The sequence below is a fragment of the Teichococcus aestuarii genome, from assembly GCF_042651065.1.
Lineage (GTDB): Bacteria > Pseudomonadota > Alphaproteobacteria > Acetobacterales > Acetobacteraceae > Pseudoroseomonas > Pseudoroseomonas aestuarii.
In genome coordinates this window covers 40123-49168 of the sequence record NZ_JBHSCH010000027.1, presented here as the reverse complement: position 1 = coordinate 49168, position 9046 = coordinate 40123, and the positions used below count along the sequence as shown (strand labels likewise).

Genomic DNA, 9046 nt, shown 5'->3' with positions numbered 1-9046 from the left:
TCGCGCCGATCGCGATGGACCAGGGCCTGCGCTTCGCCATCCGCGAGGGCGGCCGCACCGTCGGCGCCGGCGTCGTCGCCTCCATCAGCAAGTAAGCGGCAGCGGAAGAAGAGACAGGCGCCAGACATGGACAGCCAGAACATCCGCATCCGCCTCAAGGCGTTCGATCACCGCGTGCTGGATGGCAGCACGCGGGAGATCGTCAACACCGCGAAGCGGACGGGCGCGCGCGTGCGTGGGCCCATCCCGCTGCCGACGGAAATCGAGCGTTTCACCGTGAACCGCTCGCCGCACGTCGACAAGAAGAGCCGTGAGCAGTTCGAGATCCGGACTCATCGGCGTCTGCTTGATATCGTCGACCCCACTCCGCAGACCGTGGACGCGCTGATGAAGCTCGACCTGGCCGCCGGCGTGGACGTCGAGATCAAGCTCTAAGGCCCGGGGAGCAATCTGCCATGGCCGCGAAGAATGGTCGCACCGGCCTGATCGCGAAGAAGCTGGGTATGACCCGGCTGTTCAACGACGACGGCTCGACCGTGCCCGTTACCGTGCTGCACCTGGATCAGGTGCGCGTGGTGGCCGCCCGCACGGAAGAGAAGGACGGTTACAATGCGGTTCAGCTTGGCTTCGGCCAGGCGAAGCCGAAGAATGTCTCGAAGCCCAACAAGGGTCACTTCGCCAAGGCGGGTGTCGAGGCGCCGAAGAAGGTCGTGGAGTTCCGCGTGGCGGCTGACGCCATGCTGGAGCCCGGCGCGAAGCTCTCCGCGAATCACTTCGTGAAGGGCCAGATCGTCGACGTGACGGGCACCTCGAAGGGCAAGGGGTTTGCCGGCGCCATGAAGCGCTGGAACTTCTCCGGCCTCGAGGCCTCGCACGGCGTGTCGATCTCGCACCGTAGCCACGGTTCGACGGGCAACCGTCAGGATCCGGGCAAGACCTTCAAGAACAAGAAGATGGCTGGCCATCTGGGCGTTGAGCGCGTGACCACGCAGAACCTGGAGGTCGCCGGTTTCGACCTCGACAAGGGCCTGCTGATGGTCAAGGGCGCGGTGCCTGGTGCGAAGGGCGGGTATGTGCTGGTTCGTGACGCCGTGAAGGTGTCGCGCCATGCCGACGCGCCGTTCCCCGCGGCCGTGGCCTGAGGGTAAGGACATGCAGGTTCCTGTCATCACCCTGGACAACGGTCAGGCCGGCGAGATCGACCTCCCGGACGCGCTGTTCGCCGCCTCCCCCCGCGCCGACATCATGGCGCGCGTGGTGCACTGGCAGCTCGCCAAGCGCCGCGCCGGCACCCACAAGGTGAAGGGCATGGGCGAGGTTTCCGGGACGACCAAGAAGCCGTATCGGCAGAAGGGCACCGGTAACGCGCGCCAGGGCTCGCTCCGCGCGCCGCAGTTCCGCACCGGTGGCGCCGTGCACGGCCCCGTCGTGCGCGACCACGGCTACTCGCTGAACAAGAAGGTCCGCCGCCTGGGCCTGATCAGCGCGCTGAGCCAGAAGGCCGCCGAGGGCAAGCTGATCGTCCTCGACACCGCCTCGCTCGGCGACGCCGCCAAGACCTCCGCCATGGCCTCCAAGGTCAAGGCGCTGGGCTGGAAGAGCGCGCTGGTGGTGGATGCGTCGGTCGAGGACGGCTTCGGCCGTGCCGTGCGCAACCTTCCGAACGTGAACGTGCTGCCCACGCTGGGCGCCAACGTTTACGACATTCTGAAGCATGACGTGCTGGCGGTGACCCGCCAAGCCGTCGAGGCTCTGAAGGAGCGGCTGGCATGAGCGAGACCGCGACCAAGAAGAAGCCCGTGATCTCGCGCGAGAAGATGTATCTGACCATCCTCGCGCCGGTCATCACCGAGAAGGCCACCGGCCTCGCGGAGCAGAACCAGGTCACCTTCAAGGTGCCGCTGACTGCCTCGAAGCCGGAGATCAAGGCCTCCGTCGAGGGCCTGTTCGGGGTGACGGTCGTCGCCGTGAACACCCTCGTCATGAAGGGCAAGACCAAGCGGGTGCGCGGCCGTGAGGGCGTGCGCTCCGACTGGAAGAAGGCGGTCGTCCGCCTGGCCGAGGGCCAGAGCATCGACCTCACCACGGGGCTCGCTTAACGCCATGGCGCTGAAGCACTTTAACCCGGTCACCCCGAGCCTGCGCGGCACGATCCTCATCGATCGTTCCGAGCTGTACAAGGGCAAGCCGGTCAAGCAGCTGACGGAGGGCAAGAGCCACTCCGGCGGCCGCAACAATCATGGCCGCATCACCGTCCGGTTCCGGGGCGGCGGGCACAAGCAGAGCTACCGCGTCGTTGATTTCAAGCGCCGCAAGTTCGATGTGCCGGCCACCGTGGAGCGGCTGGAATACGACCCGAACCGCACCGCCTTCATCGCGCTGCTGAAGTACGAGGACGGCGAGCTCGCCTACATCCTCGCGCCGCAGCGCCTGAAGGTGGGCGACACGGTCGTGGCCGGTGAGCGTGTGGACATCAAGCCGGGCAACGCGATGCCGCTCGGCTCGATCCCGGTCGGCACGATCATCTACAACATCGAGATGAAGCCCGGCGCGGGTGGCAAGATCGCCCGCTCGGCCGGCACCTACGGGCAGCTCGTCGGCAAGGACGCCGGCTACGCGCAGGTGAAGCTGATGTCCGGTGAGCTGCGCCTGGTGCGTGGCGAGTGCATGGCCTCGATCGGTGCGGTGTCCAACCCGGACAACCAGAACCAGCATATCGGCAAGGCCGGCCGCTCGCGCTGGCTGGGCCGCAAGCCGCATCAGCGCGGCGTCGTCATGAACCCGGTCGACCACCCGCATGGTGGTGGCGAGGGCCGGACCTCGGGTGGCCGCCACCCGGTGACGCCGTGGGGCAAGCCGACCAAGGGCTACAAGACCCGCACCAACAAGCGCACGGACAAGCTGATCGTCCGTCGCCGCAACGTGACGAAGGGCTGACCGCGATGTCGCGCAGTGTCTGGAAGGGGCCGTTCGTCGACGGCTACCTGCTGAACAAGGCGGACGCGGCCCGTGCGTCGACGCGCAACGAGATCATCAAGATCTGGTCGCGTCGCAGCACGATCCTGCCGCAGTTCGTCGGGCTGACCTTCGGTGTCTACAACGGCAAGAAGTTCATTCCCGTCCAGGTGTCCGAGAACATGGTGGGCCATAAGTTCGGCGAGTTCTCGCCGACGCGCACCTTCACCGGGCACTCCTCGGACAAGAAGGCGAAGCGGGGCTAAGCGATGAGCAAGCCAAAGCACGAGCGCACGCTCGCCGAGACCGAGGCGAAGGCCGTGACCCGGAACATCCGGGTCTCGCCCTACAAGCTCAACCTGGCCGCCGGGCTGATCCGTGGGAAGAAGGCGCAGGACGCGGTGGCGATCCTGACCTTCTCCAAGCGCCGCATCGCGCAGACGGTGAAGGCGACGCTGGAGAGCGCCATCGCGAACGCGGAGAACAACCACCAGCTCGACGTCGACCGCCTGGTCGTGTCGAAGGTGGAAGTGGGCCGCGCCATCGTGATGAAGCGCTTCCACGCGCGCGGCCGCGGCAAGGCGGCCCGCGTGGAGAAGTGGTTCAGCCACCTGTCCATCGTGGTTGCCGAGAAGCAGGCGGACGCCGAGCCGGCGCAGCAGGAGGCCGCGTAAACATGGGCCATAAAGTCAATCCGATCGGGCTGCGGCTCGGCATCAACCGGACCTGGGATTCCCGCTGGTTCGCCGATGCCGACTATTCCCGGCTGCTGCACGATGACCTGAAGCTTCGCAACACGCTGAAGTCGCGCCTGAAGGGCGCCGGCGTGTCGAAGGTGATCATCGAGCGCCCGGCGAAGAAGCCGCGCGTGACGATCCACGCCGCCCGCCCGGGCGTCGTGATCGGCAAAAAGGGCGCCGACATCGAGGTTCTGCGCAAGGATCTGGCCAAGCTGGCCGGGGCCGAGGTGGCGCTGAACATCGTCGAGATCCGCAAGCCGGAGATCGAGGCGCAGCTGGTTGCCGAGAGCATCGCGCAGCAGCTGGAGCGCCGCGTGGCGTTCCGCCGCGCGATGAAGCGCGCCGTGCAGTCCGCCATGCGCCTCGGCGCCGGCGGCATCCGGATCAATTGCGGCGGCCGCCTGGGCGGCGCCGAGATTGCCCGGATGGAGTGGTACCGCGAGGGCCGCGTGCCCCTGCATACCCTCCGCGCGGATATCGACTATGGCACGGCGACCGCGAAGACCACCTACGGCACCTGCGGTGTGAAGGTCTGGATCTTCAAGGGCGAGATCATGGCGCACGACCCGCTCGCGCAGGATAAGCGCGCGGCGGAGCAGGCGCCGCAGCGCTGAGGATAACGGACAATGCTTTCCCCGAAGCGCACGAAGTTCCGTAAGGCGCACAAGGGCCGTATCAAGGGCGTGGCGAAGGGCGGCTTCACGCTGTCCTTCGGCGGCTTCGGCCTGAAGGCGCTCGAGCCGGAGCGCGTCACCGCGCGCCAGATCGAGGCCGCGCGTCGTGCCATCACCCGCGCCATGAAGCGCCAGGGCCGGGTGTGGATCCGCATCTTCCCCGACGTTCCCGTCTCCACGAAGCCGGCGGAAGTCCGCATGGGTTCGGGCAAGGGCGCGCCGGAGTACTGGGCGGCCCGCGTCAAGCCTGGTCGCATCATGTTCGAGATCGACGGCGTCTCGCTCGAGACGGCGCGCGAGGCGCTGACCCTCGGTGCGGCGAAGCTGCCGATCAAGACCAAGCTCGTGACCCGCCTGGGCGCGGCGGAGGCCTGATCCTATGACCAAGATCGTGGATGTCCGCGCCAAGAGCGCGGACGAGCTGAAGACGATGTTGCTGGACCTCCGCAAGGAGCAGTTCAACCTGCGCTTCCAGCGCGCGACGGGCCAGCTTGAGGCGGTTTCCCGCATCAAGGTGGTGCGCCGCGACATCGCCCGTGTTAAGACCGTCCTGGCCGAGCAGTCCCGCTCGGCCGCCAAGGCCTGACGAGGAGACCCCGGCTATGCCGAAGCGCGTCCTCACCGGGCGGGTGGTTAGCGACAAGATGGACAAGACCGTCACGGTTCTTGTCGAGCGTCGCGTGATGCATCCGCTCTACAAGAAGTTCATCCGGCGCTCGAAGAAGTACGCCGCGCATGACGACGCCAACCTGTGCAAGGAAGGCGATGTCGTGGCGATCGAGGAGTGCCGCCCGATCAGCAAGCGGAAGACCTGGCTGGTGATCGAGCGCAACGGCGCCGCGGTCGAGACGGCCGGCTTCACCGTGGGCGCCCCCGTGGCCGCCGACGCGCAGGCCTGAGAATCGAGACTGACCGATGATCATCGTTGAGTCCAACCTCGAGGTCGCCGACAACTCGGGCGCGCGCCGCGTCCAGTGCATCAAGGTGCTGGGCGGCTCCAAGCGCCGCACCGCCTCGGTGGGCGACGTCATCGTGGTGTCCGTGAAGGAAGCGATTCCCCGCGGCAAGGTGAAGAAGGGCGACGTGCAGCGCGCCGTGATCGTGCGGACGGCCTATCCCGTCCGCCGTCAGGACGGCACCGTCATCCGCTTCGATCGCAACGCGGCCGTGCTGCTGAACAAGCAGAACGAGCCGATCGGCACCCGCATCTTCGGGCCCGTCGTGCGCGAGCTGCGCGCGCGGAAGTTCATGAAGATCATCTCGCTGGCGCCGGAGGTTCTGTAATCCATGGCCGCGAAGATCAAGAAGGGCGACCGCGTCCAGATCCTGACGGGTAAGGACAAGGGCAAGCGCGGCGAAGTGCTGCGCGTGCTGCCCGCCGAGGGCCGTGCCGTCGTGCAGGGCCTGAACATGGTGAAGCGCCATACCAAGCCGAAGGGCATGGGCCAGCAGGGCGGCATCGTGGAGAAGGAAGCGTCGCTGAACCTCTCCAACATCGCCCTGATCGATCCCAAGTCCGATAAGCCGACCCGCGTCGGCTTCAAGGTGCTTGAGGACGGCAAGAAGGTCCGGGTCGCGAAGGCCTCGGGCGAGGTGATTGACGCATGAGCGACGCCAAGGAACTGCCCCGTTTCCAGCAGCTTTACGCTGAGACGCTGCGCCAGGCCCTGACGGAGCAGTTCGGCTACCAGAACCCGATGCAGGTTCCGAAGCTGAGCAAGATCGTCATCAACATGGGCGTTGGCGAGGCCGCGGCCGATCAGAAGAAGCTCGATGCCGCGCTGGCCGAGCTGACCGTGATCGCGGGCCAGAAGCCGGTGAAGACCCTGGCGAAGAAGGCGATTGCCGGCTTCAAGATCCGCCAGGGCCAGGCCATCGGCTGCAAGGTGACGCTGCGTCGCGCCAAGATGTTCGAGTTTCTCGACCGTCTGGTGACGATCGCGCTGCCGCGCATGCGTGACTTCCGTGGCCTTCCGGGTAATAAGGGCTTTGACGGCCGCGGGAACTACGCCCTCGGCCTGAAGGAGCAGATCGTGTTCCCCGAAATCAGCTATGATAAGGTGGACGTGGTCCGCGGCATGGACATCGTGTTCGTCACGACGGCGAAGACGGACAAGGAAGCCAAGGCTCTGCTGAAGGGCTTCGACCTTCCTTTCGTCAACTGAGTTTGGAAAACCGCCCAGGTGCCCTCAGCCAGGGGTGCCGGGCAGGTTCCGGAGGATTTAAACCGCATGGCCAAGACCTCGGCTGTCGAGAAGAACAAGCGCCGCGAGCGCCTCTCGAAGCTGCATTCCGCCAAGCGCTCTGCGCTGAAGGCCACGATCATGGATCGTGAGCTGCCGGTGGAGGAGCGCTTCGAGGCGACGCTGAAGCTCGCGGAGATGCCGCGCAATGCTTCGCGCGTTCGCGTGCGCCTGCGCTGTGAGCTGACCGGCCGCCCGCGCGGCAACTACCGCAAGTTCAAGCTGAGCCGTAACGCGCTCCGTGACCTGGCCTCGAACGGCCAGATCCCGGGTCTCGTCAAGGCCAGCTGGTAAGGGGGACGCATGTCGCTGTCCGATCCGCTGGGCGATATGCTGACTCGCATCCGCAACGGGCACCGTGCCCGTAAGGCGCGCGTCACGTCTCCCGCCAGCCGCCTTCGCGCCGATGTGCTCGAAGTCCTGAAGCGTGAAGGCTTCATCCGCGCGTACCGGGCCGAGGAAGTTCGCCCCGGCATCAACGTGCTGGACATCGAGCTGAAGTATTCGGAGGGCGAGCCCGCCATCAAGGAGATCATGCGTGTCTCCAAGCCTGGCCGGCGCGTCTACTCCAAGATCAAGGAGCTGCCGAAGTTCTACAACGGGCTCGGCATTTCCATCCTCTCCACGCCGCGTGGCGTGATGAGCGACAACGAGGCCCGCGCTGCCAATGTCGGCGGCGAGGTCCTGTGCCGCGTGTTCTGAGGGAGGGATAGGTATGTCGCGCGTCGGCAAGTATCCCGTCACGGTTCCCGCCGGTGTTACGGTCGCTCTGAAGGACGGCGTCATCTCCGCCAAGGGCAAGCTGGGCGAGCTCTCGCTCCCGCTGGTCACGGATGCGGTGGATGTGTCCGTCGAGGACAACAAGGTCACGGTCAAGCCGCTGGGCTCGGACCGCCGTGCGCGCACCCTCTGGGGCACCACGCGGAGCCTGATCAACGGCATGGTCACCGGCGTCTCCGCCGGCTTCACCAAGTCCATGGAGATCACCGGCACGGGTTACCGCGCCGCTGTCCAGGGCAAGGAGCTGGTGCTGAACCTCGGCTACAGCCACGAGATCCGCTACGCGATCCCGGAAGGCATCAAGATCACCACGGAGCGCCCGACCGCCATCAAGGTCGAGGGCGTGAACAAGCAGGTGGTCGGCCAGGTTGCCGCTGAGATCCGCGCCTTCCGCGGCCCCGAGCCGTACAAGGGCAAGGGCGTGCGGTACACGGACGAGACGATCCTCCGGAAGGAGGGGAAGAAGAAGTAAGATGGCGAACAAGCTCAACCTGCTGGAGCGGCGGCGCAAGCGCCTGCGCTACCAGCTGCGCCTCAAGAGCGGTGGTCGGCCCCGTCTTTCGGTCTTCCGCTCCGGGAAGCACATCTACGCCCAGGTCATCGACGACAAGGCGGGCCGTACGCTCGCCGCGGCCTCCTCGATCGAGAAGGCCCAGCGCGAGGGCCTGCGCACGGGCGCGGACCGCGAGGCGGCGACCGCGATCGGCAAGCTGCTGGCCGAGCGCGCTCTGGCCGCCGGCGTGACCCAGGTCGTGTTCGATCGTGGTCCCTACCTGTATCACGGCCGGGTGAAAGCCCTGGCGGACGGCGCCCGCGAGGGCGGGCTGTCGTTCTAAGGAGCACAGAATATGGCACGTGAACCGAGGAGCGGCGGCGGCGGTGACCGCGATCGCCGCGGCCGGGGTCCGGACCGCAACACTGAGCGCGAGCCGGGCGACGAGCTGAAGGACAAGCTGGTCACCATCAACCGCGTCGCCAAGGTGGTGAAGGGTGGCCGTCGCTTCTCCTTCGCCGCGCTGGTCGTGGTGGGTGACGAGAAGGGCCGCGTGGGCTGGGGCGCCGGCAAGGCGCGCGAGGTTCCGGAAGCGATCCGCAAGGCGACCGAGCGCGCCAAGCGGACGATGATCCGAGTGCCGATGCGCGAGGGCCGCACCCTGCATCACGACGTGATCGGCGAGTTCGGCGCCGGCCGCGTGATCCTGCGCGCCGCCCCCGCGGGTACCGGCATCATCGCCGGCGGCCCGATGCGCGCGGTGTTCGAGACGCTGGGCATGGGCGACGTCGTCGCCAAGTGCACCGGCACCACGAACCCGCACAACATGGTCAAGGCGACCTTCGCCGCCCTGACGCGCTGCACCAGCCCCCGCGCTGTGGCCGCCCGTCGTGGCAAGAAGGTGTCCGACCTGCTCGGCCCGCGCAAGGATGCGGAGCCGGCGGCGCAGGAGGCTGCCAGTGTCTGAGGCCAAGAAGACCGTTCGGGTGACGCAGGTCGCGTCCCCCATCGGCCGCAAGCCCGGTCAGCGCGAGACGCTGATCGGTCTCGGGCTCAACAAGATCCGCCGTTCGCGCGAGCTGGAGGATACTCCGGCCGTGCGTGGCATGATCCGCAAGGTCGCGCACCTGATCCAGGTGGGCGAGACCACGGAGAAGTAAG

21 protein-coding genes are annotated in these 9046 nt (G+C 66.9%); all 21 read left to right on the top strand.

The window, feature by feature from the left end:
* Positions 1–95, top strand: a 95-nt coding sequence (locus tag ACFOY6_RS12420; RefSeq protein ID WP_379650991.1) for an EF-Tu C-terminal domain-related protein, incomplete at its 5' end; no start/stop codon positions are given.
* 31 nt (positions 96–126) lie between these two features.
* On the top strand, positions 127–435 hold the full coding sequence (rpsJ, locus tag ACFOY6_RS12415) for a 30S ribosomal protein S10 (protein ID WP_007004401.1): 309 nt from the start codon (positions 127–129) through the stop codon (positions 433–435).
* A gap of 20 nt (positions 436–455) precedes the next feature.
* The gene (gene rplC, locus ACFOY6_RS12410; protein ID WP_109517966.1) at positions 456–1142 is read left to right on the top strand and encodes a 50S ribosomal protein L3; all 687 of its coding nucleotides are present in this window, start codon (positions 456–458) and stop codon (positions 1140–1142) included.
* 10 nt (positions 1143–1152) lie between these two features.
* Positions 1153–1773 carry a 50S ribosomal protein L4 gene (gene rplD / locus ACFOY6_RS12405; protein ID WP_109517965.1) on the top strand — a complete coding sequence of 207 codons (621 nt, stop codon included), beginning with the start codon at positions 1153–1155 and terminating at the stop codon, positions 1771–1773.
* A gap of 29 nt (positions 1774–1802) precedes the next feature.
* Positions 1803–2099 (top strand): 50S ribosomal protein L23, encoded by a 297-nt coding sequence (locus ACFOY6_RS12400; RefSeq protein ID WP_456316321.1) that lies wholly within the window; start codon positions 1803–1805, stop codon positions 2097–2099.
* Positions 2100–2103: 4 nt separating this feature from the next.
* Positions 2104–2937 (top strand): 50S ribosomal protein L2, encoded by an 834-nt coding sequence (gene rplB / locus ACFOY6_RS12395; RefSeq protein WP_109517963.1) that lies wholly within the window; start codon positions 2104–2106, stop codon positions 2935–2937.
* 5 nt (positions 2938–2942) lie between these two features.
* On the top strand, positions 2943–3221 hold the full coding sequence (gene rpsS, locus ACFOY6_RS12390; RefSeq protein WP_109517962.1) for a 30S ribosomal protein S19: 279 nt from the start codon (positions 2943–2945) through the stop codon (positions 3219–3221).
* 3 nt (positions 3222–3224) lie between these two features.
* Positions 3225–3629, top strand: coding sequence for a 50S ribosomal protein L22 (rplV, locus tag ACFOY6_RS12385; protein WP_109517961.1), 405 nt, complete (start codon positions 3225–3227; stop codon positions 3627–3629).
* A 2-nt stretch (positions 3630–3631) separates the two neighbouring features.
* Positions 3632–4309: a 30S ribosomal protein S3 gene (gene rpsC / locus ACFOY6_RS12380; protein ID WP_099096422.1), complete on the top strand. Its 678-nt coding sequence runs from the start codon at positions 3632–3634 to the stop codon at positions 4307–4309.
* 12 nt (positions 4310–4321) lie between these two features.
* Positions 4322–4744, top strand: a complete 423-nt coding sequence (rplP, locus tag ACFOY6_RS12375) for a 50S ribosomal protein L16 (protein WP_099096423.1) — start codon at positions 4322–4324, stop codon at positions 4742–4744.
* 4 nt (positions 4745–4748) lie between these two features.
* Positions 4749–4955: a 50S ribosomal protein L29 gene (rpmC, locus tag ACFOY6_RS12370; protein WP_109517960.1), complete on the top strand. Its 207-nt coding sequence runs from the start codon at positions 4749–4751 to the stop codon at positions 4953–4955.
* Between the two features lie 16 nt (positions 4956–4971).
* Positions 4972–5268: a 30S ribosomal protein S17 gene (gene rpsQ / locus ACFOY6_RS12365; protein ID WP_109517959.1), complete on the top strand. Its 297-nt coding sequence runs from the start codon at positions 4972–4974 to the stop codon at positions 5266–5268.
* 16 nt (positions 5269–5284) lie between these two features.
* Positions 5285–5653, top strand: a complete 369-nt coding sequence (rplN, locus tag ACFOY6_RS12360) for a 50S ribosomal protein L14 (protein WP_109517958.1) — start codon at positions 5285–5287, stop codon at positions 5651–5653.
* A 3-nt stretch (positions 5654–5656) separates the two neighbouring features.
* Positions 5657–5977 (top strand): 50S ribosomal protein L24, encoded by a 321-nt coding sequence (rplX, locus tag ACFOY6_RS12355; RefSeq protein WP_109517957.1) that lies wholly within the window; start codon positions 5657–5659, stop codon positions 5975–5977.
* Entirely contained in the window at positions 5974–6534 is a 561-nt protein-coding gene (gene rplE / locus ACFOY6_RS12350; RefSeq protein WP_109517956.1) for a 50S ribosomal protein L5, read from the top strand. The genes rplX and rplE overlap by 4 nt, the downstream gene beginning before the upstream one ends.
* Positions 6535–6600: 66 nt before the next feature.
* Positions 6601–6906, top strand: coding sequence for a 30S ribosomal protein S14 (gene rpsN, locus ACFOY6_RS12345; protein ID WP_109517955.1), 306 nt, complete (start codon positions 6601–6603; stop codon positions 6904–6906).
* Between the two features lie 9 nt (positions 6907–6915).
* Entirely contained in the window at positions 6916–7314 is a 399-nt protein-coding gene (gene rpsH / locus ACFOY6_RS12340; protein ID WP_109517954.1) for a 30S ribosomal protein S8, read from the top strand.
* Positions 7315–7327: 13 nt separating this feature from the next.
* Positions 7328–7864: a 50S ribosomal protein L6 gene (gene rplF / locus ACFOY6_RS12335; protein ID WP_109517953.1), complete on the top strand. Its 537-nt coding sequence runs from the start codon at positions 7328–7330 to the stop codon at positions 7862–7864.
* Position 7865: 1 nt separating this feature from the next.
* Positions 7866–8228: a 50S ribosomal protein L18 gene (rplR, locus tag ACFOY6_RS12330; RefSeq protein WP_109517952.1), complete on the top strand. Its 363-nt coding sequence runs from the start codon at positions 7866–7868 to the stop codon at positions 8226–8228.
* 12 nt (positions 8229–8240) lie between these two features.
* Positions 8241–8852, top strand: a complete 612-nt coding sequence (gene rpsE / locus ACFOY6_RS12325; RefSeq protein ID WP_109517951.1) for a 30S ribosomal protein S5 — start codon at positions 8241–8243, stop codon at positions 8850–8852.
* The gene (gene rpmD, locus ACFOY6_RS12320; protein ID WP_456316934.1) at positions 8815–9045 is read left to right on the top strand and encodes a 50S ribosomal protein L30; all 231 of its coding nucleotides are present in this window, start codon (positions 8815–8817) and stop codon (positions 9043–9045) included. The genes rpsE and rpmD overlap by 38 nt, the downstream gene beginning before the upstream one ends.
* Position 9046 lies beyond the last annotated feature (1 nt).